The sequence below is a fragment of the Cohaesibacter marisflavi genome (assembly GCF_900115225.1).
In the GTDB taxonomy this organism is placed as follows: domain Bacteria; phylum Pseudomonadota; class Alphaproteobacteria; order Rhizobiales; family Cohaesibacteraceae; genus Cohaesibacter; species Cohaesibacter marisflavi.
The window spans coordinates 331,332-356,326 of record NZ_FOVR01000002.1; the positions used below are offsets into that span (position 1 = coordinate 331,332).

A 24,995-nucleotide genomic window follows, 5' to 3' on the forward strand; every position below is an offset into this window, starting at 1 on the left:
CCGAGAGGAGAAAGGAAGAGCAATGGCAACAATTGTAGCTGTGTCCGCCAGTGCGGAAAGCCGGGCACATACCCTGATGGCGGCCGAAGCCTTGCGCAAGGTTGCCAGTGATCAAGGACATGACGTTCTGGTGGAATGTCGCGCTCCTGATGAAATTACCTCGCCTCTGAAGGAAGAGGAAATCGCCAAGGCGGATCTGGTGATCCTGGCGATTGACGAAGAAATCGATCAGACCCCCTTCACGGGTCTGACCATTTACAAGACAACCACGAGCCTGGCCATTCGGGATACAGCTGGAGTATTGGCCAAGGCTTTCAAAGCTGCGGGGCTACCCGAGCAAACAAGTTGTGACCAGCATAAGGAGGAAGCCGTGTCCACATCTGATGAGTCCAAGAAGCGCATTGTCGCTGTCACGTCCTGCCCAACGGGCATCGCTCACACCTTCATGGCCGCCGATGCCCTGAAGAAAAAGGCGACCGCCGCAGGTCACGAAATCAAGGTTGAAACCCAAGGCTCTGTCGGGGCCAAGGATCAGCTGACCCCTGAAGATATTGCTGCAGCCGATGTGGTGATCATCTCCGCTGATACCCATGTGGATGAAAGCCGCTTTGCTGGCAAGCCGATCTATCGCTCATCCGTTGGCGCTGCCGTGAAAGACGCCGCTGGCGTGATCGCCTCTGCATTCAGCGAAGCCGAAACAGCCGCTCCGGCAGCCGGTGCAGGCGCTCAGGGTGGCGAGAAAATGCAGTCACTTGAAGAGGCCAAGGCTGCCCTTAAGGCCAGCCGGTCCGGCCCATACAAGCATCTGCTGACAGGCGTATCCTATATGTTGCCGGTGGTTGTGGCCGGTGGTCTGTTGATCGCCCTGTCCTTCGTCTTCGGCATTGAGGCCTTCAAGGAAGAAGGCACATTGGCTGCGGCCCTGATGACCATTGGTGGCGGCGCTGCTTTCAAACTGATGGTTCCGGTTCTTGCCGGTTTCATGGCCTATTCCATTGCCGACCGCCCCGGCCTTACGCCAGGCCTCATCGGTGGCCTTTTGGCCGTCAATCTTGGCGCCGGTTTCCTTGGCGGCATTCTGGCCGGTTTCCTTGCCGGTTATGTAGCCCTGTGGCTACGTGACAATATCAAGCTGCCCCAGTCCCTTGAGGGTTTGATGCCGGTGCTTGTGTTGCCGTTGCTGTCGACTGCGATTGTCGGTCTCTTGATGGTCTATGTGATCGGTGAACCGGTTCGCTACATCAACGAAAGCCTGACGGCCATGCTACAGAGCATGAACCAGACCAACGCCGTTATCCTTGGTCTCGTGCTGGGTGCCATGATGGCCTTTGACATGGGTGGTCCTGTCAACAAGGCGGCTTATGCCTTCTCCGTTGGCCTTCTGACCAGCGATACCTTCGGCCCGATGGCTGCGGTTATGGCTGCTGGCATGACGCCTCCGCTTGGTCTGTCCATCGCAACCTTCATCGCCAAAAACCGCTTCACGAAAGAAGAGCATGAGGCCGGTAAGGCAGCCTTCGTTCTGGGCCTGTCCTTCATCACCGAAGGCGCGATCCCTTACGCAGCCAAAGACCCTCTGCGTGTGATCCCGTCCATCATGGTTGGGTCCGCTCTGACCGGTGCGCTGTCCATGTATTTCGGTTGCGGTTTGCGCGCGCCTCATGGAGGTGCCTTCGTGCTGGCCATTCCGAATGCAGTTAGCAACCTGCCTATGTATATCCTGTCCATCCTCATCGGCACCGCCGTTACCACAGCGCTTCTGGTTATCCTCAAGCGCCCGGTGAATGAGGTGCCTCAGACAGTGGCTGCCGAATAAGAAAAGAGATGCCGGATCCTCACAAAAGTCCCCCTCTACTGATCCGGCATCAATAGTATCAGACTGGCACGCCCGTATCTCGGGCGTGCTTTTTGTTTGTCCCGCGTGGTTCCTGAAAAATGGCAAGCTTGTCTCATCCCCACAGGGCGCCTTATAGTCAGTCTGCCGGGACATGGTTCCCTCTCGCACCGGATATTGAGAAAGGCATTTTTGATGACATCGACGCAAAAACCCCTAATTGGTCCCAAAACCCGCCTGTGCATGTCGCTGTCTGCCCGACCCAGCCCGTTCGGCACGCGCTTTCATAACAAGATGTATGAAGAACTAGGACTTGATTTCGTCTACAAAGCCTTCTCGACAACAGACCTGCCAGCTGCCATCGGTGGCGTGCGTGCGCTCGGCATCCGGGGCTGCGCCATCTCCATGCCCTTCAAGGAAGACGTGATCCCTCTGCTTGATGCATTGGAGGATTCCGCCAGTGCTATTGATAGCGTCAATACCATCGTCAATGATGATGGGCACTTGACCGGCTACAACACCGATTATATCGCCATCTATGATCTTCTCGCCGCAGCAAAGATTGATCCGTCAACGCCGTTTCTTCTGCGCGGGTCAGGTGGAATGGCAAAGGCGGTGGCAGCAGCCCTTAAGAATAGTGGCCATGAGAAAGGCACCATCGTTGCGCGCAACGAAAAGACCGGCCCTGCGCTTGCCGATCTTTATGGCTTTGACTGGGCTCCGACGACAGACGGCCTGACAGCGCCGCTCATCATCAATGTGACCCCCATGGGCATGCAGGGGCCAGAAGCTGAAATGCTGGCCTTTGACGAAGAGATCATCAAGGCATCCGACTATGTATTTGACGTGGTGGCTATGCCCGCTGAAACACCCCTGATGCAGACCGCAGAAAAGCATGGCAAGACATGCATATCCGGTGCAGAGGTCATCGTGTTGCAGGCCGTTGAACAGTTCGAACTTTATACCGGCATCCGCCCGGAACGTGCCCTGATTGAAAAAGCCTCGGCATTTTCCCATGCGGTTGCCAGAGAAGAGCGACTTCAAAGCCTCAAATAGGTCGCTTTGCTCCATTGTCATGCACCAGAGAGCTGGGCTAGCTTCTTAGCCAGCAGTAACACGGCTTGGCTTGGCGTAGCTTTCGGTGAAAGTGATACAATTATATGATGCTAATGTGAGCACATCCATGCGCATTTTTCGCATCACTGCGAAGGGGTGCTGAAAAATCCGCGATGGCACCCGGAAACGCAAGTGGTGAGAAATTTAGCAGTTTATGCTATTTGAAACTGGCAGAAACAAGCCATATAAGAGTGGCCTTTGCGATCATGCGCATGAATGGAAGTAAAGGGCAGGGGCATGATTGGTTGCGTCATGCCCTTCTCAAGACCCGAGGCTAAGGAGATGAGAGAAATCCTGGCAGAACTATTTGAGATCTTGTCGGTAAAACCATAGCTTGCATCTGGCTGGTGTGTGGTATACTTGATACCAACGATAGAATCGGAATTCTCAATTTAGAAAAACTCTTGAAACTGAGTGGAACACAATTGGAAGAAATCGAAAGGCCGCCGTCCCTATCCGATATTGCGACGGAAAAACTAAGAGCCGCTATCAGTGAGGGCGAGTTCGCTCTCGGTGAAGCCTTGTCGGAGCAAAAGCTTGCTGATCGGTTGAATATCAGCAAAACACCTATCCGCCATGCCTTGGCTCAGATGAAAGTGGAAGGTCTGGTCGATGTGATCCCTCAAAAGGGCACTTTTGTTTTCACCTTGAGTGGAACCGATCTGGAGCGCTTTTCCGAATATCGCTACATTTTGGAAACAGCTGCCTTGCGTTTGGCTTTTGAACGCAACCGTGATGGCCTCGTTGCCGAATTGGCCAGCATCTGGGAGAAGATGGAAGAAGCCAAGAGAATAGACAAGCGCTCTCACTATCTCGATCTTGATGTGCAGTTCCACAGAGCCATGTTCGAGCTTTGTGACAATCAGTATCTCTCGGATAGCTATCGCCTGATTGAAGCCAAGGTTTCAGCAATCCGCACCTATCTGGGGCGAGACCGCATCCAGACCACCAAAAGTTTTGAAGAACACGGCGAAATGATCGAAGTTCTGCGCGAAGGCAAGATCGAAGCAGCTATCAGCATTCTTGATTTCCATATCGGACGCTATCACCGCACTTTCAGTCGAGATGTTTCCGATATCACTCAATCAAAGGCTGTTTGAGCGCTTGGTGTTTTGTCGAGATTTCCAGATAAAGAAAAGGCCGTTCCCAACCCTTGAGAACGGCCTTTCTTTTTGATCGCGTTGGTCAATATGTCATGCATATCACCCAACGCTATGGTGGGCCATCAAGGCGCGCTTATGCAGCGTCGTAACCGGTTTTGAAGGCCAGCTCGACCTTGCCATCATAATAGATCTTGATGTCGGCATTTTCTTCAAGCGGTTTGCAAGGAATGATACCGCCGGTAGAAATCCACTGACCGGCTTTTGGACGGAAGCCGTATTTCACGGCAACAACGATGAAATCACGGGCAACTTCATCGGCAGGGCCAACCAGATCAGACGTGGTTCCCTCTGCGATGACGGTACCGTTTTGTTCGGTTTTCATGACTTCGCCATTCCATTTGGTGTCAGCTGTATAAGCATGTTCAGGGCCAAGCACCAAGCAGCCGGAGCCACAACGGTCGGAGACGATAGCCGGAACACCAAAGTCGCCGCCATTGGTGAGGGCTCCCGATGGCATTTCGGAGCTGACGCACCAGACATCAAACAGATCGGCAAGAGGAGCCGCAGCCACTGCATCCATGCCTTTTTCAAGATAGCTTTCTGCTTTGGCTGAAATGCGCAGGGCAATTTCACCTTCGGACGTGATGCTCAGGGTCTTGAAGCCCGGTACCAGTTTATCAGCCGCTACGATTTCCTTTTCATGCATGGGCGCAAAGAAAATTTCGTCGATGCCAAGGGCCTTCTGGGCCGGAGGGGTAGAGCCACCCACTTTCCAGGCTGCGCCATAGCCAGCGTCTTTTTCAACGACAGATTTAACACGGGCATAAGCTTCCGGCAGGGAAGCTGGCATCATTTCGGCCGTAAGAGTTACGGTTTCAAGCGGAGTGATTACAGTGCGAACGTAAGCGGACATGGTTTTATCCTGTTGTGAGATAGAATATGAGCCGCATATCCTGCTTTGGATTCTGCGGTGTTCAGCGTACGGACTGGTCCGGCGCAGGGCCGAACCAGAAGGATTGTGTCAGTATTCGCCTTCTTGAACCGGGCTCCAGACAGCTTTGTCGATAGCGCCACCCGGATGCATGATGACCTTGGCTGCAATGGCGTGGGCCATGCGGGCTGCTTCATCAACGCTTTTGTCTTGAATGCGCATGCCGATATAGCCGGCAGCAAAGGAATCGCCTGCTCCCGTGGTGTCGACCGGCTTCAGTTTGGCCGGAGGGGCAACTTCCATGCGGCCTTCGTCATTGACGATGATGCAGCTGTTGTCGCCGCCCTTGATGATGGCTTCGCCAGCACCCCAGCCGCGCCATGCGTCGGCAATCTTGTCGGCGTCGCTTTCTTCCCAGAGAGCGGCGTGGTCTTCGCAGCCCACCAGAGCATAGTCGGTAACGCCAGCAGCCTTGCTGAAGACTGCGCGGCATTTATCTCTGTCTGGCCACAGGGCAGGGCGGAAGTTGGGGTCAAACGCTACCTTCACTTTGCCTTTGAGAGAAGCCAGAGCTGCGAGCAGATTGTCGCGCTGGGTGTCGTCCAGAATAGCCAGCGTGATGCCAGAGAAATAGACCATATTGAAGTCGCCAAGCAGCTCGGCAATCTTCTCGACAGACCAGCCGCCAAACATCAGCTTGGCAGCGGCATCATTGCGCCAGTAATGGAAGAAACGCTCGCCGGTTTCATCATTCTCGATCATATAGAGACCGGGATTCTTGCCCTCTACGAGGGTGATATGATCCACCTTGATGCCTTCGCTGGCAAATTTCTCACGCATGCTCTGGCTTTGCATGTCCGAACCAAGGCCGGTAATATAAGAGACCTCTGCCTTGGGAGAAAACTGCCGCACCAGATAGGTTGCTGTATTGAAGGTGTCGCCGGCGAAAGCCTGACGGAAGACCTTCATGCCTTCTGCAAAACCCTCGACGCCCTTTGCCGGCGACAGTTCGATCATGCACTCGCCAATGGAGGCAATCTTAAGCTGCTCTGTCATGCGTTTACTCCTTGCTCTGCTCGCCTGGCCTCAGGGAAGCCAGAAAGCATATTTGATTGGTGCCTGTTTGTTTCTTGTGACATGCGCCCTGAGGGCGAATAGGGATGCGTAAATGAGGGAGCAAGCTCTCTCGGTGTGGCGGTGTGTCCGCTCTCGCAGAGCGATGTTTTGAGAGCTACGCCATCCTGTTGATTGGATCCGGGATAGACGGGCATAAAGTTAGTGGAAAATAACTTAATGCCGTATTGAATTGGACCAACAGTCTGCTCTGGTAGGCCGAGGCGCCTGCCTGTCCTTTTGGCTGCGTTGAAATCTCGCGCACTGTTGGCAAATAATTGGGTAAAATGAGACGCTGTAGGGGCGTGAGAGGCAAGAAAAATATGCGCCAATTTGTCGCGATATTCTTCAGACACATTGCGGCCGACGCATGTATTCAAGGGTGTGATTGGCCGCGTAAACATTCATTCGCCTCAATGTTTTCTGCTTTTATTGTAATGGCTTATCTGGGCCTGGCTGCGAGTCTCATGATGGGTAGACTAAGGGGCTGACCGTGCGTGCGGAATGCGAAGATTTCGTGGTCGACATGAGCCGTCGGTCGAAGACAAAATGCGTGCGCGCATCGCTCTGAGAGCCTCCCTCGGTGCATCGTTATGATTAGATTGAGATCTCGAAAAGTACAATATTGTTGAGGATGCGACATTTGGTCATTCGGTCTGATGCGTATCCGATCTCATCATCTCTTGCAAGACCGCGTCACCAATCACCAAGCGTCAACCCGCCTTTGTTCAAAGCCGGCTCTGCCCCTCGTCATTGGCCAAAAGTGTAGGTGTTTTTTTGTCCTTCAAGGGCTTTTGGTCGGCAAATCTCAATCGCCAGAGACCGGTGTTGGAGTCATTTTCCACCGAAAACATGCCTCTTTTGACTAGGTTTTTGCCCAAAAATACGGGAAAACATCTAGCATTTTTACAAACTGGTGTACCAGATACTGAATGTTAGATTTAATATTTGACGAAACAAAAATCTCTTCATAGGATCGGCCCAGGAGGAAAATATGGCTCATTTGGGAGGACCAGCCGATTATGGCGAGTTCGGAAAACGGACTCTTATGGCTGGGACGCAAACATTGCTGAGAGGACTGTCCATTCTGGAGCTGGTTGGCGACGGAGTGACGAGCGTCAAAGGTCTGTCAGACAGATTGCAGGTTCCGCGTAGCACGATTACGCGCATGATCCACAATCTGGTGACCGAGGGCTACCTCTACCACATTCCCGAAAAAGGCTATTTTCTTGGTGCGCGCCTGGTCGATCTTGGTGATCGTGCTCGTGAGCAGCGCCCGCTGGCGGGTATCGCCCGTCCGTTTCTGGAAGCCTTGTCCGCACAGGTGCTTGATACCATTCACCTTGCCGTGCCAACCAATGATGGTGCGATCATCTACCTGGACAAGATCAACGGCAGCCGCGGTTTCCAGATGCGGTCACGTGTCGGGCTGACCATGCCCATGGCATTTACCGGCCTTGGCAAGGCCATCCTGATGACAATGGACGAGGAGGAGTGGAAGGAATTCTACGACTTCACGTCAAGCCAGACACATCTGAAGGAGGGATGGCCCGAGCTGAAAGGCTATTCTGAGTTCTTTTCCGATCTATCGCTCTCCAGGGAGCGGGGCTATACGTTTGATGATGAAGAGAACGAAATCGGCATTCGCTGCGTAGCAGCGCCCGTCTTTGCCGATGGCAACAGGGCTGTTGCTTCCATTTCCATTTCCAGCACGCTCAATTTCATGCCTCGGGAGCGGATCAATCTGCTCGGGCCGGTGATTGTGAGATGTGCTCAGAAGATTTCTCGGGAACTCGGTTGGAGTAATGAAAAATGAGTCTCTTGATCGCACTTGATTGGGGCACGTCCAGTTTGCGTGCCTATTTGATGGAAGACGGCAAAGTTCTGGACCAGCGGCACAGCCCGTATGGCATTCAGCATCTTCCAGAGCCTGGTGGTGTAAAGGGATATGAGGTCGCGTTTGAGAGCATTTGTGGCGATTGGCGCAAGCAATATCCGGATGTTTCGGTGGTGACCGGTGGTATGGTTGGATCTGCTCAGGGTTGGTCCGAGGCGCCTTATGTGCGGTGCCCTGCCGATCTGAGCGATCTGGCCAAGAAGGCCGGTCAGGCGACCTTGCCCGATGGTGGCACGCTTCATATCGTTCCGGGCGTTCTGCTTGATGATCCGGATCTTGCTCCGGACGTGATCCGCGGCGAAGAAATCCAGATCGCCGGCGCGCTGATTGATCATGATGACTGGTGGCAGGCTTCCCGCATTCTGTTGCCAGGCACCCACTCCAAATGGGTTACGATGAATGGCGGCAAGCTGGAAAGCTTCTCTACCTATATGACGGGTGAAATTTTCGCCGTCCTGTGTGATCACTCCATTCTGGGGCGCCTTATGCCGGAAGAGAAGGCATCCAAGGAAGAAGCCGACAAGGCGTTCGATCTTGGCCTGTCTGTCGCCAAGCATGGCGGGGCAGGGGATCTGACGCATCAGCTTTTTGCCACGCGCACTATGGGCCTGACCGAACGCATGCCCAAGGAAGCGCTCAGCAACTATATGTCCGGTCTGTTGATCGGTAATGAATTGACCTCGGCCACCCGTGAATTGCAGGACGATGCCTCTTTGCCACTGATCATGATCGGTGATGGTGCCCTGTGTGATCTCTACAAACGGGCTCTGGCCAGCTTCGGCCTTGAATGCACCGCGCAGTTCGACAACACGGCGCATATCGGGCTTTGGAATTTCGCAGAAACAAGTGGCCTGATTTAAAGCGGACGACTGGTATCAGCGGTTTAACAAACTGATCTGCTATAGCAGATCTGACATGTAAATATTGAAGGGCAAGAAGATGAAAGCACTTGTATATGCCGGCCCCAATAAAGTTGAGGTCAGGGACGTTCCTGAACCACAGGCGCGTGAAGGCGCTGTAAAAGTGAAGATGCTCTACTGCGGTCTTTGCGGCAGTGACATCGGCATTTATTCCGGCAAGCATCCAAGAGCGAAAGCGCCGCTTATTCTCGGGCATGAGTTTGTCGGCATCGTCGAAACTGCGCCTGGAGGCAGCAAATTTGCTGTTGGCGATCATGTAACGGCTTATCCGCTGATCTCTTGCGGCGAATGCTACCCTTGCAAAAACGGCACGCCTCATGTTTGTCAGACCCTGCATCTGCTGGGCATCGACACCGATGGCGCCATGGCTGACCATTGCTGGGTTGACGAAGACGTTCTGGTCAAGGTGCCAGAAGGGATCTCCGATAAGCTCGCAGCCCTGGCTGAGCCTCTGGCTGTTGTTGTGCGCACGCTGCATCAAGCCAACTTCAAGACCCTTGATCGCTGCGTTGTCATGGGCGCTGGCCCGATCGGTATTCTCACCGCCATCCTGCTGAAGCATTCCGGTGCAGCCCAGATCATCATCTCCGATATTGATGAAGGCCGCTTGGCTCTCTGCAAGGAATTCGGCTTCGATGCAGTCAACGTTCGCGATACCAACTTGATCGACCATGTCAACAAGGCAACCGACAATGTTGGTGTGGATATCGTCTTTGAATGTTCCGGTGTTGAAAGCGCCGCACTTGAAGTGACCAAGCTGACGCGCGTTGGTGGCACCATCTGCATGACCGGCGTTCACAAGGCTCCGCATGCCGTTGATCTCATGGATCTGAACTTCAAGGAACAGACCATGGTTGGCAGCCGCGTTTACACCATGCGCGAATTCGCTGACTCCGTTCCACTTCTGGCCAACATGGCCGAGGATCTGGAAAAAGTCATCTCACAGGTCATTCCGCTGAGCGAAAGCGACAAGATTTTCGACATGGTCGCAGATCCTTCTCTGCGCACCGTCAAGATCCTTGTTGACTGCCAAGCCTGAGCCTGAGGAAAGCAATATGTACAAGCTGGATCTATCCGGAAAAAAAGCCATTGTAACCGGTGGCACCCGTGGCCTCGGGCTCGGCATGGCCGAAGGCCTGCTGGAAGCGGGCGCCGAAGTCCTGATTGTTGGGTCAAGTGAAAAGGCTGCCGAAGTGGCAGCCACCCTCAACAAGGACGGCGCCAAATGCCATGGCCTCGCCATCGACCTTGCCGATGCGGCCTCCCGCGCGGAAGGCTTTGACAAGGCCGTCAGCATGCTGGGCGGAGAGCTGGACATTCTGGTTAACTGCGCCGGCGTTCAGAGCCGTCATGCTTCCGAGGAATTCCCTCTGGAAGACTGGCAGTGGGTTCTCGAGGTCAACCTCAACGCCGTGTTCGACTTCTGCCAGCGCGCAGCCAATGTCATGCTGTCAAAAGGCAAGGGCAAGATCATCAATATTGCCTCTCTGCTTTCCTTCTTTGGTGGCTTCACGGTTCCTGCCTATGCCGCATCCAAAGGTGGCGTGATGCAGTTGACCAAAGCCCTGTCCAACGAATGGGCAAGCAAGGGCATCAATGTCAACGCATTGGCTCCGGGTTATATGGCCACGGACATGAATACCGCTCTTCTGGCCGATGAAGGCCGAAACGCAGAAATCACCGCACGTATTCCGGCTAAACGCTGGGGCAATGGAGAGGACATGAAAGGTCCCCTCGTGTTCCTGGCCTCCCCCGCATCGGACTACGTGCACGGTGTCACATTACCGGTAGACGGCGGCTATCTGGGCCGCTAACCGAAGGAGTTCTCAAATGAAAATCGTCATTACCGATCTTGATCATGCTGATCAGAATATGGAGCGGGATGTTTTTGCCAAGGCCGGTATGGAATTCGACCTGCTGGAATGCAAAACCGAAGATGACCTGATCAACCAGATCAAGGGCTATAACATCGCTCTGAACCAGTATGCACCATTCACCAAACGCGTTTTTGACGCCCTGCCCGATCTCAAGCAGATCATCCGTTACGGTGTTGGCGTGAACAATGTGGATCTGGCTGCAGCGAAGGAAGCTGGCGTGCAGGTTTGTAACGTGCCTGACTATGGCATGCATGAGGTCTCCGACCATGCAATCGCTCTGAGCCTTTCGGTCATCCGCAAAGTGCCGAAGATGGACAAGGCTGTGCATGCAGGCGTCTGGGACTTCACGGTTGCCTCTCCGATCCGCCGTTTCTCCGAAACCACCGTTGGTGTTGTTGGTCTTGGCCGTATTGGTCGCCTCTATGCCAAGAAGATGCATGACCTTGGCTTCAACATCGTTGGATATGACAAATTCTACACGCCAAACGCAGCCGATGGTTCAGATTTCATCAAGGCTGGAACCCTTGATGATGTGATTACACAGGCAGACATTTTTGCTCTCTTCTGCCCGGTCACCGATGAAAACTATCATATGATCGATGAAGCAGCCATCAGCCGCATGAAAGATGGCGTCTATATGGTCAACACCGCACGCGGTGGTCTGATCGATGAAGACGCTCTGGCTGTAGCGCTTAAATCCGGCAAGGTTGCCGGTGCTGCCCTCGACACCACAGAAATCGAACCGTTGCCTGAAGATAGCCCTCTGCGCGCATTGGAAAACTGTCAGTTGACCCCGCACATGGCTTGGTATTCGGAAGATGCTGCCCTGGAATTGAAACGTAAAGTTGCAGAAGAAGCTGTTCGTTTCGCCAAAGGGGAAAGTATTAATTGGGGTTTGGTCCAACTTTGAACCGGACGTCAATTTGTATAATTTCGCGATAAACTTCGAGACATTTACCACAGGAGGAAGAAATGTCCATTAAAACACTTACGCTTGCAGCAGTATTGGCTGTCGGCACAATCGTTTCACCAGCTGTTGCTGAAACCCTTCGTTTCTCCAACGTAACATCCGTATCGGGTAAAGACGCTGGCGTTGAGTTCAAACGCATCGTTGAAGAAAAAACCAACGGGTCTCTGGAAGTGAAACACTTCCCGGACAACCAGCTGGGCAACGACCGCGTCATCACCGAAAGCACCATCTTTGGTGATATCGATATCGGTGTAAGCTCCACGTCTCCGCTGGCTACCCTGTTCCCGGATCTGTATGCATTCGACGCTCCGTTCCTTTTCCTGAGCCCTGAAGATGCATATGCAAAGCTGGACGGTGAAACCGGTCAGGCCATCCTGAAAACCCTTGAGAAAAAAGGCCTCAAAGGTCTTGCTTTCTGGGAAAACGGCTTCCGTAACTTCACCAACAGCAAACAGGCTGTTGCTGAACCTTCCGATCTGGACGGCATGAAAATCCGCACCATGGAAAATGACGTGCATCTGGCTGCATGGCGCGCTCTTGGTGCCAACCCGACCCCGATGGCTTTCTCCGAACTGTTCACCGCTCTGCAGCAGGGCACTGTTGACGGTCAGGAAAACCCACTGGGTATCATCGACGGCAACCGCTTCCAGGAAGTTCAGAGCAACGTGTCTCTGACCCAGCATGTTTATACCCCGTACATCGTTTTCATGAACTTGGATAAATTCAACTCTCTGAGCAAAGAAGAGCAGGACGCCATCACGTCTGCTGCGAAAGAGACCACCACGTTCCAGCGTAACCGCTCCCAGGAACTGGAAAAAGAAATCCTCGTCAGAATCAAGAACGACGGTGTGACTGTTACCGAGCTGACCCCTGATCAGAAAGCAATGTGGCAGAAAAAGATTATTGATGCCAACATCTATGATCTCGTCAAATCCAAAATGGATCATCCTGAATACATGGATGCTTTGCTGAAGAAATAAGCCTCATCAGCCGCTAATTGCGAGGACTGGCCATGCCAGTCCTCGTCCATATGTTGCCATCAATGCCGGTCCCGAAGCGGGAAAGACCTTCCATGCAACATGTGTTTTGCGGCCACTGAATTCGGTACTCGAAAGGGACCAAGTAGATGACCATTCTACGCTTTTTGGACAAGTATTTCGAAATTTCAATCAGCGTCTTTCTCCTGCTCTTCATGACCGCCCTTATCGCGGTGCAGGTTTTCATGCGGTATGTGATGGGGGAATCTCTGTCCTGGTCCGAAGAACTGGCGCGATATGTCTTTATCTGGTTGATCTATTTGATGATCAGCTACAGCGCGCGTGAAATGAAGCATATCAAGATCGACGCAGCGCTGGGACTCTTCCCCCAATCCTGGCAGCGGTGGGTTGTCATTCTGGGTGACCTTCTGTTTCTGGCTTTCGCCCTGTTCATCGTCAAGACCACCTACGAACTGGTGCTCAAGCAGATGATGCTTGACCAGCGTTCAACCGCTCTGGCGATCCCCTTGTGGATGATCTATGCCGCGCCCGGCGTCGGATTCTTCCTGACAGCCATTCGGCAGGTCCAGACCATTATCTGGCGCCTTCGCAATCCTGATAAATCCAACATCGAGGAGTTCTAAGGCATGGTTGCTACAGTTCTCTTTACAAGCCTAGTCCTGTTCCTCATCCTCAATGTCCCTGTCGGCATTGCCATCGGTCTGGCCTCGGCCGCAGCTGCGCTTGCTGCAGAAGCTCTTTCGCCCAACTATATTTCCCAGCAGTTGATTGCCGGTACGGATAGCTTTCCGATCATGGCGATCCCGCTGTTTATTCTAGCCGGTGACCTGATGGGCGCAGGTGGTGTTTCCCGCCGCATCCTTGACGTTGCCAACGTGTTCTTCGGTCGTGTGACCGGTGGTCTTGCCATCGTCACTGTCGCTGTCTGCATGTTCTTTGCAGCCGTTTCCGGTTCGGGCCCGGCCACTGTGGCCGCTGTTGGCTCCATGGTCATTCCGACCATGCTGGAAAAAGGCTATTCAAAATCCTTCACTCTGGCTCTCGTCGCAACTGCCGGATCGATCGGGGTTATCATCCCTCCCTCCATCCCGATGGTTATCTTCGGCGTTGCGACGGGGACGTCCATTTCCAACATGTTCATGGCTGGTATCGTTCCGGGCTTTCTGATCGGCTTTGCGCTGATGGGCTGGAGCTACATCTATGCCAAGAAAGCCGGAATTGCAGGCATTGAGGGCAATTTTGATTGTCGTGTCGCTGCAAAACTGATGTGGGAAGCCAAATGGGCTCTCTTGAACCCGGTCATCATTCTTGGCGGCATCTATGCGGGCATCTTCACCCCGACGGAAGCGGCTGCAGTTGCTGCGGTTTATGCCTTGCTCTGCGGTCTGGTCTTCTATCGTGAAATCAGCTTCTCGCAGTTGCTCAAGACCGTTGCGCGCTCCTGTTCCACAACGGGTACGACGATGGTTATTCTGGGCTGTGCAACCGCCTTTGCCAAGATCCTGACCATCGAGCAGATCCCGGTTCAGGTGGCAGACCTGATGACGACGATTTCGGACAACCCGATCATCATTCTCATGATCATCAACGTGCTTCTGCTGTTCGTTGGCTGTGTCATGGATACCACGCCAGCCATTCTGGTGCTGTCTCCGATCCTGTTCCCTGTGGCAACCTCCATGGGTGTTGATCCGATCCACTTCGGCATCATCATGGTGGTCAACCTGGCAATCGGGTTCATCACTCCACCTTTGGGTATCAACCTGTTCGTGGCGGCAAGGGTCGGCAACGCCCAGCTCGGCACCGTGGTACGAGGTATCATACCTTTCGTTGCGATCATGATCGTTCTCCTCTTGATCATATCCTACATACCACCCGTCTCGATTGGCATCTTCAGCCTACTGGGTCGATAACCATCCGGACCTCGCTCTCTCCTGGAGCGAGGTCTACTCTTCCCCAATTCTCTGTGAAAGTGTGAACCATGAACTTTGAACAGTTTGTCGGGCAATGCCCTCTTGTTGCCATTTTGCGCGGTCTGGCTCCCGAAGAAGCCCTTGGTATGGGTCAGACACTGGTCGATGCCGGCTTTAGCATCATTGAGGTTCCACTCAATTCGCCGCGCCCCTTTGAAAGCATTTCGATCCTGCAGGAAAGCCTTGGCCGCCGCGCATTGATTGGCGCCGGTACGGTTTTGAGCACCGATGCGGTCGATAGTGTAGCTGCTGCGGGGGGCAAGCTGATTGTCATGCCTCACTGCAACACCAAAGTAATTTCCTACGCCAAGTCTCTTGGCCTTTATTGCGTCCCCGGCATTGCAACACCAACTGAAGCTTTTGCTGCGCTTGATGCTGGTGCGGACGCCCTCAAGCTCTTCCCCGCAGAAAGTGCGGCTCCTGCAGTGGTCAAGGCCATGCTGGCCGTTCTGCCCAAATCCACGCGCATCCTGCCGGTGGGCGGTATCGCGCCTGACACGATGGTGGACTATTGGGCCGCAGGAGCCGCAGGGTTCGGCCTGGGCAGCGCACTCTACAAGGCGGGCATGTCCGTCGATCAGGTTGGCACCAATGCTGCCGCCTTCATCGAGGCGATCAATGTTTTGAAACAGAGCTGACAGCCTGCCGCTTCATTTCCCTCCAGACCCCACACAGGAGAAATTATCAATGGTAAAGATTACTGATGTCGTCGTAAAAGACATCCGCTTTCCAACGTCCAGAAATCTGGACGGTTCTGATGCGATGAATGAAGCGCCGGACTATTCGGCAACCTATGTGATCCTCAAGACGGACAAGGGCGAGGCTCTTTCCGGTCATGGCCTGACCTTCACCAACGGTCGAGGCAACAATCTGGTTGTGGCTGCAGCCGAAACCCTTGCCAAATCTTTTGTCATCGGCAAGGAACTGGGCGATATCACAAAGGATTTCGGCACTTTCTGGCATGAGCTGGTCGCCGGGGATTCCCAATTGCGCTGGCTTGGCCCTGAAAAGGGACTTGTTCATCTGGCAACGGCTGCTCTGGTCAATGCCCTATGGGACATGTGGGCCAAATCCGAAGGAAAACCGGTCTGGAAGCTGTTGGCTGACATGACGCCTGAAGAGCTGGTGCGTTGCGTGGACTTCACTTACATCGAAGATGCCATCACTCCGCATGAAGCCCTTGCCATGCTCAAACGCAAGGAAGCAGGTAAAGCTGCCCGCGAAGCCGAAATGCACGAGAAGGGCTTCCCGGCCTATTCAACTGCGGCTGGCTGGCTTGGCTATTCTGAAGAAAAGATGCGCCGTCTGGCTCGTGAAGCTGTTGAAGGGGGCTGGACCCACCTCAAACAGAAGGTTGGTGCGGACATCGAACAGGATGTCGAGCGCGCCCGCATTCTGCGCGAAGAACTGGGCTGGGATCGTCATCTGATGATGGATGCCAACCAGATCTGGGGCGTTGAAGAAGCGATTGCCAATATGCGTCGTCTTGCCGAGTTCGATCCGCTCTGGATCGAAGAGCCGACAAGCCCGGATGATATCCTCGGCCACAAGGCAATCAGGGACAGCATCGGCAATATTGGCGTGGCAACCGGTGAACATGCGCATAACCGTGTCATGTTCAAGCAGTTCTTCCAGGCCGAAGCCTTCGACTTCTGCCAGCTCGATCCGGCGCGTCTTGGTGGCGTCAACGAAGTGCTGGCCGTGTTGCTGATGGCGGCCAAATATGACGTGCCGGTCTGCCCGCATGGTGGCGGCGTTGGCCTGTGCCAATATTCGCTGAATATCGTGCTGTTCGACTATATCGCAGTGAGCGGAAGCCTCGAAAACCGCGTTCTGGAATATGTCGATCATTTGCACGAGAATTTCGAAGAGCCGCTGACCGTCAAGAATGGTCGCTACTTCCCGGGCAGCATGCCCGGCTATGGCGCAACACTCAAGGCAGATTCCCAAGAGCGGTTTGCCTTCCCCGATGGCGTGGAATGGGCCGAGACGGTTTGATCTCCCCCACTGAACCGATTGAATAAATCCATTCCTGCCTAAAGCAGAACCGCAAAGCGCCTGTCACTTTGCGGTTCTGTAATTTTGGGCCTCAGAGCACTGATTAGGCACTCCGGCGACGTCCTTGCGTGGGGCAGAGAGAGCCTAGAAAGACCAGCCCAGCTTCATGCTGACGGCATGGCCGCGCCCCTCATCGCTAAAACGTCCTTCATACTCAACCTTGGCTTCAAGGGTGTCCCCGATAAAGGCCTGAAAACCGGCGCCCAACGTTGCCTGCATGTCATCGCGATCAACCGTCAATTTCTGCGCTGCATTGCTGATCGCCGATGAAGTGAAACTCTGGGTGAGCGTATCATCATTGAGCCCGAAGCGCACACCGGCATCCATATAGGGCCGGATGGTGGCGTTTGCCCCTTCGCTCTTGAACGCGGTGCCAAAACGAATATGGGGATGGAGGTCGAACAGGAAGTGGTTGTCCTCCTCCACCTTGATATTGAAGGCACCGCCGTCCTTTTCCTCATAGCCGAAATCGTGAATCCACGACATGTCCAGATCCACCAGCGGCATGAAGAAGAGTGGCCCCAGCTCCAGCTCACGTCCTGCACGCAGACGCGCCGACAGACCAAAGCTCTTCTGGTCTGACAGGGCACGCGCCCCGGTTGGTACGATGCGGCTGCTCGAAGCGGTGCTGTAGGAGGCGGAAAGCCCTGCTGTTGCCAGCCATGGCCCCTCGGTGTATTTCACCACGCCGCCTGCATGATAGGAGGTGCCGCTGCTGCTCAGGGTCGTACTGCTCATGTCATTGAAATTGACATTTGCCCCAATGCCAAGCCGCCACACATCGCCAAAGGCAACCTGACGCCCCAATGACAGACCCGTCATATTGGCCTTGCGACCGTCTGAAAAGCTGAGGCTGGTGTTGTGATTGATCTTGAACCAGTTGCATTCGGCTTCGCTGATGGCTGCATAAGAGCCTTCGCTTGTGCCGCAACTGTGCAAGTTGCTCAGATGGGCGACGCCATTGTCATGCTGGCCGATGGTCTGACCGAAATGCTTGGTGGCATCCAGTGAATTGGCCAACATGTCGCTTACCGCTTCGGTGGAGGTCTGTTTTGCCGTGAAGAGCAAGAAGTCATAAAGGCTCTGATCATCGATGGTCCCGCCTTGCATCCAGTCCTGCACCTTGGCATCCATGGTCTGTGCAATTGTCAGACTGTTGCCGCTCAATCCCGCATCAAGGAAGCTGGCCTTGACCCCGGTCAGAACGACCTCGCGTCCGCTATCGGACAACTGCTTGGAGAAGGTGAGCACCGGTGTATCCACCACATGATCAAGCAGAGATCCCGAGGGGGCCTTTGCCAGATCAACAATGGTTACATCGCCGGAAAACGAACTGAAGCTGCTCAAATAAGGATTGAAGGTGCCCTCAAGCACATTGATGTGGTCGGCCTCGATCATCGCACCAGTCGCGGCGCCCGGATCGATTTCAAGGAAATGGCGTGAGCCAGAATAGCTGTCATAGACGGCAAGCTTGCTGGCCGCGCCATCAATATCACCCTTGTTGTGAAGGACCAGCCGTCCTGCTTCTTCAGCTGCGATCATGCCGCGCACCAACCCGCCATACTCAACAGTAATGGTGCCATAGCCAGAGGTCTTGATGGCATGCTGCTTGGCATCATAGGTCTGGGCCGAACTTCCATCCGCCTCGACAGCTCCCACTGTGCCTGCAATATCAATGGTGAAACGACCATGATCATCAATTGCCTCGATGGCGCTCGTGGCGGTGCTGCTGTCCAGAGCAAGAATGGTCGCGTCGGATTGAATATCAAGACTGGTTGTCGTGTGGGCACCGTTACCGCCGCTCCCGGAGGTGTTGTCCCTTGGAACGTTGCGCAAGCGGATCGCGGCCCCTCCTTCACCGCTGGCTGATATGGCCCCATTGCTGGTGACCTTGATGCTGTCATCCGTGTTCCAGTTGTTGGCAAGGGCATATAGGCCCACAGACCCTTCGCCACTCACCACAATGGAGCCGGATTGTTCAATCGAGACCGCGCCTGAATTGGCCAGGCCGTGGTTGCCATAAATCGCCAGTCCATCGCTGCTCTGCGACAGAATCGTCGAGCCTGCTGTACTGGCGGCAAAAATGCCGTGGGCATAGGCGCCGGTGGTTGCGATGGTGCCGTCTGCATAAATCTCCACTGTGCCGCCGTGGCCGCTATCATCATTTTTGTCATAGCCTGAAGACGTCTGTGCGGTGTAATCTGTGATGGTCGTATCGCCAAGCAAATTGAGCAAACCGCCACTTGTCGATGATTGGGCGAAGATGCCATGCGAGCCATCGCCGTGGGTCGTGATGCTTGCGCCATCGACCAAATTCACATAAGCGGTTCCGGCAGATTGATCAGACACATAGCTGTGCAAATGCACGCTGTCGCCAGCGTCCAGACTGACAAGGCCCCCACCCCCACCGATGGATTGAGCCAGAATGCCGTAAGATTGTTGCCCGGTAGTGGTGATGTCGCCCCAGTTGGTAATGCTGGCCGTTTCTCCATTGGCACTTGAAGGGCTCTTGGAGCTGCCATAGAAAATATAAGGTGTTGCAACCGCCGCACTGGCCAGATTGGTCACTGAAACCATGCCGCCCCCGCCGCCAATTGACTGGGCCACCAGGGCGTGAGAGCCATCGCCCGAGCTGGAGATGGTTGCATGATTGGCAATGCGCGCTTCGCTGCTGAACCCGCCAACCGCATTATTCTTGCCAAGACGGGCGGTCAGACTGGTTGTTGCGCTGTCCACTTGCCCCAGCTGAGCCAGGGCCTGACCGCCGCCACCGCCGATGGATTGGGCAACAACGCCAGAGGAGAAGGTGCCCGCCGTCGTGATCGTGCCATCATTGAGGGTGGCCTCGGCCTTTGCGCCATAATTTTCGTCTTTGTCCAGCTTCACCTCAGAGCCAAGAATGAATTCCAGACTCTGGGAAGAGAAGGAGACCGTATCTCCGATGACAGAGGACACGAGTCCACCACCCCCGCCAATGGACTGGACAAGGGCCCCGTGACTGAGATCACCGTTGGTTGTAATGTGCGAGGTGGCATCGCTGACAACCAAATCGGAAATTGCGCCATGGCCCGCGCTATCCGTGGCTGCCGTGCCTAGGGAATAGGTTGCTGTATATTCGGAACCCGCGCCCGCCAGATAGCTGCTGAAAATGCCCGAGGAATAGGTACCGCCACCATTGCCGATGGCCTGCGTGACAACGCCGGGGGAGGCGGTGCCATGGGTGATCACGATCGCACCATCCTCGACATAGGCTTTGGCATCGCCGCGCACCCGCCCGCCGGGAATGATATCGACAAAGAACAAGAAGGATTCGCTTGTGCCCAGCCGGGAGGTCAGATCATAGTGGCTTGTCAGGGCTGCCCAGGTATCCGGGAGGTCGTCCTCGTTGAGCGTTGCGTCCGCAGCCTCAATGAAACCGCCATCGCCACCGCCGCCGCCGATGGTCTGGGCGAGCATGCCGATGGAGAGATCTCCGGTTGTTTGCGTGATGCTGCCTGCTTTGGCTGCAATGGTGGCAAAGCCGCCTGATCCGTTTGCGCCCGCATGGGCCCCATGCGTTTGGCTGAGTTTAATCGTGCGGAAAGCGCCAGCAACGCGATCATCCGCATAAGAGCTTGGATCTTGGGTAAGATCAGCAGAAAAGGAAGTGACCGTGCCTGCGGTGCCGCCACCGCCGCCGATGGATTGAGCGACCATGCCGTGGGCATTGTAGCCCGAGGTTGAAATCCCGTTTTCGTTGGAGATGACGACAGTCATGCCATCGCCTCCAGCTCCGCCGCTTCCGCCCAAAAGCGTGGTGCCCGTAAGACCGGCAGCTTCCAGAACCTGCCCCTTGAGGCTGTCCATGACGGGATCTGATTCAGAGCCCTCTTCTTCTCCACCTTCGCCCTCTTCTGAGCCTTCTTCATCGTCTCCGCTGGGGACGGTCAGATCAAAAGAGGTTACGTGGCCGCCATTGCCGCCACCACCACCGATGGATTGGGCTACGATGCCAGATGAACGGTTACCGGTTGTGATGATGGTGCCATAATTGGTGACGCTGTTGGTCTTGCCGTCGACCCCGCCGTCACCGCCAATGGCTCCGCTGCCGCCTATGGTTTGATCGGCATTGATGTCGCCCTTTTCTGTTGAAATGGCCATGGAGGTGGAATTGCCACCATTTCCGCCGCCACCGCCGACGGACTGGACCAACATGCCAAAGGCTGCATCGCCCGTGGTTAGAATGGAGCCTGCATTCTCGATGGATATGGTTCCGGCGCGTCCGCCCGCTCCCCCTTTGCCACCCACTGTGCTGGAAAGCTGATAGGAGTCACCGCCATCCGTAAAGGCACCAGCAACGGACAGGCTGTCCCCGCCATTTCCGCCACCCCCGCCGATGGATTGCGCCAGAATGCCGTGGGCATTGCCGCCCGCTGTCTGGATATCGATCTGTTCGGGGCCAAAATTGTTGCTGGTCATGACGATATCATCCCCATGCCCCCCGTCGCCCCCTGTGCCACCCACTGTCTGGTGGCGCGAGATTGTCGCGTCTGCCGCTGCTGAAATCGCCAGATTGGTCGCATCACCCCCATTGCCGCCGCCGCCGCCGATGGATTGGAGAATGAGGCCGGATGCATTTTCGCCTGAGGTCGTGATGGTGGCATTGCTGCCGCCGCTTTCGTAAGCCTTGACGGTGATCTGTCCGCCATCCCCGCCACTGCCGCCCGAACCGCCAACAATGTGGGTATCCGAGAGGCTGGTGCCTGCCGAGCCGGTCAGGGTGATGGCGCCTGCCGACCCTCCGTTGCCACCGCCACCGCCAATGGATTGCAGAATTGCACCCGCCGCATTGTCGCCTGCCGTTGCGATGCTGCCAGACATGGCGAGCTCAACGGTGTCGCTGTGTCCGCCATCACCACCAGAGCCGCCAACCGTTTTGGTGCGAGTGATGGAAGCATCTTCAGAAATGGAGGCATTGAGCGACTTCGCATCGCCTCCATTGCCGCCGCCGCCGCCGATGGACTGCGCCAGAATACCTGAGGCGTTGGCCCCGTAAGTCTGGATGGCGCCGTCATTGGCCACGGTGACCGAGCCCCCGCGCCCACCGGAGCCACCCGCGCCACCAACGGCTACCGAGTTTGAAAAACTGGGTGTGCCGACGCCAACAGACAGGCTCACCGAAGCTGCCGACCCGCCATTGCCTCCGCCTCCGCCGATGGATTGGGCGATGATGCCGACCGAATTGGTGCCAGCAAGCGCATCATCCGCGAGGCCCGTAACAATGCTGTTGCCGCTGCCGTTGACAATATAGATGTGGTCACCGTCACCGCCCGAGCCACCCTTACCACCAATCGCTGTGGCAGAGGAAAGACCAAAGCCTGTCGCGCTGGCAAAAGCCTGACCGCCAGCGCCGCCACCTCCGCCAATGGATTGAGCCAGAACCGCTGTCGAATTGTTGCCTTGGGTCAGGATGGTGCTGTCATGCATTTCCACCTGAATGGTGCCACCATCACCTCCGTTGCCGCCTTGCCCACCCACTGCGGTGGAGTCGAGCAGAGAACTGGCGCTGGCGCTGCCTGCCATGCCGCCCCCGCCGCCGATGGATTGCAAGATGAGGCCGTCCGACCAGTTGCCGGTGGTCTTGATGATGGCGCTGTCACTCAACTCTGCACCCAGATGCCCCGCATTGCCTCCCGGTCCGCCATCACCGCCCACAGCAACTGCTGAGAAAAAACCGCTCGCCTCGGCATCGCCGCCGCGTCCACCATTGCCCCCGATGGACTGCATATGAACCCCGGCGGAGAGATCGCCAGTGGTCAGGATATTGAAGGTCTGGCTGTCAAGCACGGTGCCTGATGCTGGGCCTGATGCGTTGAATGTGACGTCGCCGCCATGGCCGGCCGAGCCACCATCACCGCCATGAGCGCTGCTGCTGCCGACCTTGTCGCTACCACCGTCTTCGCCATTGCCGCCGATACTGGTGGCAAAAACGCCACTTGAGAAAATTCCGGATGTTTCAATGGTATTGTTGACAGTGATATCGATGCTCCCGGCATCACCACCGTCGCCGCCTTCTCCGCTGCGTACGCCGCCATTCCCGCCAATGCCCGGATTGGAAAAGGCAACGATGCCATCCGCAGCGGTGCCGTTGGTCTGGATGGTGCCGGAGTTTGTGACCGAAATTTCTCCCTTGGAGCCGCCGGTGCTGCCTCCATCGCCCCCATCACCACCATGATGACCGGAGCCGCCATCGCCAGCTGTTCCCCCTTCGCTGATCGCCTTGATGCCAAAGCCGCCAGTGCCGGAGGTGTTGATGCTGCCGGAGTTGGTGACCGAGACATTGCCCGCATGGCCGCCATTTCCGCCATCGCCCGCATAGCTTTTGCCTTCACCATGGCCACCGTCGCCCCCATTGCCTCCCAGACTTTGCGCGAAAATACCGTAGGCGTCGTCTCCCGAGACGATCAACGCCCCCTGGTTTTCGACAGAAACTTCGCCGCCATCACCGCCATTTCGGCCATCTGACGCGGGGTGGCCTTCGCCGCCATCATTGCCGCTATAGCCCATGCTGCGGGCAAAAATCGCAGCACCGTCATCACCTGTAATCGATATTGTTGCGCTGTTGGTGACAGATACTGTCCCTGCCGATCCGCCAGTACCGCCATAGCCACCCACATGACCGGTTCCGCCTGTGCCAGCCTCGCCCCCTGTTGAAAGAGCATCAATGCCACGCGGCTTGTCTCCGCTCGAAGATATATCACCGCTGTTAACGACGGTGACGGAGCCACCGTTTCCTCCATCTCCGCCATAGCCGCCATAGTGATATTCCCCGGCTTCATTATGGCCGTCATTGCCATCGCCCCCAAAGGAAAAGGCGCGAATACCCGCGCCACTATGGCCGGTAATGGTCATTGTGCCAGAATTGGTAACGGATACGTTGCCGCCGTCGCCTCCATTGCCACCGCTTCCGCCATTGTGATCGCCCGAAATATATCCCGGTTGGCCCCCATCGCCGCCCTGGCTTAAGGCGCGGATGCCTGTCGCAAGGTGACCGTCAGCCGTCATGGAGGCCGTCGAGGTGATGGTGATCGTTCCACCAACACCACCATCGCCACCGGACCCCCAATGCTTGTAAAACATCTTCTTTTCTGTGCCACCAAAGCCGGTGCCGCCATCGCCCCCTTGCGAAAGGGCATAAACGACATTCACATCGTCTCCGCTGGCCAATAATGTTCCAGCGACGCTGCTGGTGATGTCTCCGCCGCGCCCGCCCGCGCCGCCGTTGCGCCCATAGGAATAGGTGCGCCCCGTGCCGCCTGTGCCCCCTTTACCCGCCGTGGAAACAAGGCTGAAGAGCGAGTCTCCAGAGGGCAGGTCAAGACCATTGGCATAGATGGTATCAGTGGCAGAAAAGGGTAGGGAAATATCGCCCCCGTTGCCGCCTGTCTGGCCATAAGTGCCAAAATGGTTGGCGTCAGAGTGGTCCTCGCCCTTATATCCCGTGCCGCCCGTGCTTTGCAGGATATAGGGGGTGTTCACAATCGTCCAAAGAATAAATACGTCGCAGGAAATGTCTGATGCGCTGTGGCCATAAGAGCCTGTGGTGGTCACAGACTGATAGCTGGAGGTCAACGTACATGCCCCAGCAACGAGCGTTGATGCCCCCATCATCAAGCTTGCAAGAGCCGTCTTGATGATGAACCTTTTAGCAGAAACGCAGCGTCGATTGCTGGAATACATACGTAAACCTTTTGTTAATATATTGAAATAATTACGCAAAAATACTTTTATAGTAAAAACGATTCCAGACTAGATGTCTACTTGGAATAATTCAGAAAAATACATACCAATTTTAGCAAAAAGGAGGCTCTACACATTCTGGACTGGTCAATTTTGCTGCTTATTACGCCAAAGGACAGTCAAAAAAATTCTGAGTGCGCTAAAGGGCGTGCTGATTGTAAAGGAAAGGTCGGGAGGAGAAGAGGGGGACATAACACCGCAAAAAGAAAAAGGGCGACCGAGCGGTAAAGCGGTCACCCCTTTTATTCAATCATGTCGGCACGAGGCCCGACACGCGCTCGATTTCAATCATGCAGAAACGGTGTGTGATTTAACCGGTGTGTGACGTTTGGAAGAGCGCTGTGCTGGAGATGTCTCGTGTGTTCTAAACAAACGGGACAGCAGGGAGTGGAATTGTTTTGAGCGCTCAAAATGGCCGCGTACAAGGGC

Annotated in this window: 16 protein-coding genes; 13 read left to right on the forward strand and 3 right to left on the reverse strand. The window is 55.2% G+C overall.

Annotation, left to right across the window (positions count from 1 at the left end):
* Positions 1 to 22 precede the first annotated feature (22 nt).
* The 3 genes from BM258_RS04940 to BM258_RS04950 all read left to right on the forward strand — a co-directional run bounded on the left by BM258_RS04940 (position 23) and on the right by BM258_RS04950 (position 4,050).
* Positions 23 to 1,816, forward strand: coding sequence for a PTS fructose-like transporter subunit IIB (locus BM258_RS04940; RefSeq protein ID WP_090069575.1), 1,794 nt, complete (start codon positions 23 to 25; stop codon positions 1,814 to 1,816).
* A gap of 213 nt (positions 1,817 to 2,029) precedes the next feature.
* On the forward strand, positions 2,030 to 2,890 hold the full coding sequence (locus BM258_RS04945) for a shikimate 5-dehydrogenase (RefSeq protein ID WP_090069577.1): 861 nt from the start codon (positions 2,030 to 2,032) through the stop codon (positions 2,888 to 2,890).
* 464 nt (positions 2,891 to 3,354) lie between these two features.
* Positions 3,355 to 4,050, forward strand: coding sequence for a GntR family transcriptional regulator (locus BM258_RS04950; RefSeq protein WP_139229202.1), 696 nt, complete (start codon positions 3,355 to 3,357; stop codon positions 4,048 to 4,050).
* Positions 4,051 to 4,186: 136 nt separating this feature from the next.
* On the opposite strand, the gene BM258_RS04955 is transcribed toward BM258_RS04950, so the two are convergent.
* Together BM258_RS04955 and BM258_RS04960 are read right to left on the reverse strand one after the other, a co-directional pair.
* Positions 4,187 to 4,966, reverse strand: a complete 780-nt coding sequence (locus tag BM258_RS04955) for a hypothetical protein (protein ID WP_090069582.1) — start codon at positions 4,964 to 4,966, stop codon at positions 4,187 to 4,189.
* A gap of 108 nt (positions 4,967 to 5,074) precedes the next feature.
* On the reverse strand, positions 5,075 to 6,040 hold the full coding sequence (locus tag BM258_RS04960) for a sugar kinase (protein ID WP_090069584.1): 966 nt from the start codon (positions 6,038 to 6,040) through the stop codon (positions 5,075 to 5,077).
* Between the two features lie 1,051 nt (positions 6,041 to 7,091).
* Here BM258_RS04960 and BM258_RS04965 point away from each other — a divergent pair.
* The 10 genes from BM258_RS04965 (at position 7,092) to BM258_RS05010 (ending at position 16,727) form a co-directional block, all read left to right on the forward strand.
* The gene (locus BM258_RS04965; RefSeq protein ID WP_090069586.1) at positions 7,092 to 7,913 is read left to right on the forward strand and encodes an IclR family transcriptional regulator; all 822 of its coding nucleotides are present in this window, start codon (positions 7,092 to 7,094) and stop codon (positions 7,911 to 7,913) included.
* Complete coding sequence (locus tag BM258_RS04970) at positions 7,910 to 8,854, forward strand: 2-dehydro-3-deoxygalactonokinase (protein ID WP_090069589.1); 945 nt, start codon at positions 7,910 to 7,912, stop codon at positions 8,852 to 8,854. Before BM258_RS04965 ends, BM258_RS04970 begins: the two co-directional genes overlap by 4 nt.
* A gap of 79 nt (positions 8,855 to 8,933) precedes the next feature.
* Entirely contained in the window at positions 8,934 to 9,953 is a 1,020-nt protein-coding gene (locus BM258_RS04975; protein WP_090069591.1) for a zinc-dependent alcohol dehydrogenase, read from the forward strand.
* A 16-nt stretch (positions 9,954 to 9,969) separates the two neighbouring features.
* Positions 9,970 to 10,728 (forward strand): SDR family NAD(P)-dependent oxidoreductase, encoded by a 759-nt coding sequence (locus BM258_RS04980; protein ID WP_090070376.1) that lies wholly within the window; start codon positions 9,970 to 9,972, stop codon positions 10,726 to 10,728.
* 16 nt (positions 10,729 to 10,744) lie between these two features.
* Entirely contained in the window at positions 10,745 to 11,701 is a 957-nt protein-coding gene (locus BM258_RS04985) for a C-terminal binding protein (RefSeq protein ID WP_090069593.1), read from the forward strand.
* Positions 11,702 to 11,763: 62 nt separating this feature from the next.
* The gene (locus tag BM258_RS04990) at positions 11,764 to 12,741 is read left to right on the forward strand and encodes a DctP family TRAP transporter solute-binding subunit (RefSeq protein ID WP_090069595.1); all 978 of its coding nucleotides are present in this window, start codon (positions 11,764 to 11,766) and stop codon (positions 12,739 to 12,741) included.
* A 146-nt stretch (positions 12,742 to 12,887) separates the two neighbouring features.
* Complete coding sequence (locus tag BM258_RS04995; RefSeq protein ID WP_090069597.1) at positions 12,888 to 13,382, forward strand: TRAP transporter small permease; 495 nt, start codon at positions 12,888 to 12,890, stop codon at positions 13,380 to 13,382.
* A 3-nt stretch (positions 13,383 to 13,385) separates the two neighbouring features.
* A complete protein-coding gene (locus tag BM258_RS05000) occupies positions 13,386 to 14,669 on the forward strand; it encodes a TRAP transporter large permease (RefSeq protein WP_090069599.1) in 1,284 nt (427 codons plus the stop codon).
* Positions 14,670 to 14,737: 68 nt separating this feature from the next.
* Positions 14,738 to 15,367, forward strand: coding sequence for a 2-dehydro-3-deoxy-6-phosphogalactonate aldolase (locus BM258_RS05005; protein WP_090069601.1), 630 nt, complete (start codon positions 14,738 to 14,740; stop codon positions 15,365 to 15,367).
* Between the two features lie 49 nt (positions 15,368 to 15,416).
* Positions 15,417 to 16,727: an enolase C-terminal domain-like protein gene (locus BM258_RS05010; protein WP_090069604.1), complete on the forward strand. Its 1,311-nt coding sequence runs from the start codon at positions 15,417 to 15,419 to the stop codon at positions 16,725 to 16,727.
* 144 nt (positions 16,728 to 16,871) lie between these two features.
* Here the strand turns inward: BM258_RS05010 and BM258_RS05015 are convergent, their stop codons facing one another.
* Positions 16,872 to 24,506 carry an autotransporter outer membrane beta-barrel domain-containing protein gene (locus BM258_RS05015; RefSeq protein WP_090069605.1) on the reverse strand — a complete coding sequence of 2,545 codons (7,635 nt, stop codon included), beginning with the start codon at positions 24,504 to 24,506 and terminating at the stop codon, positions 16,872 to 16,874.
* Positions 24,507 to 24,995 lie beyond the last annotated feature (489 nt).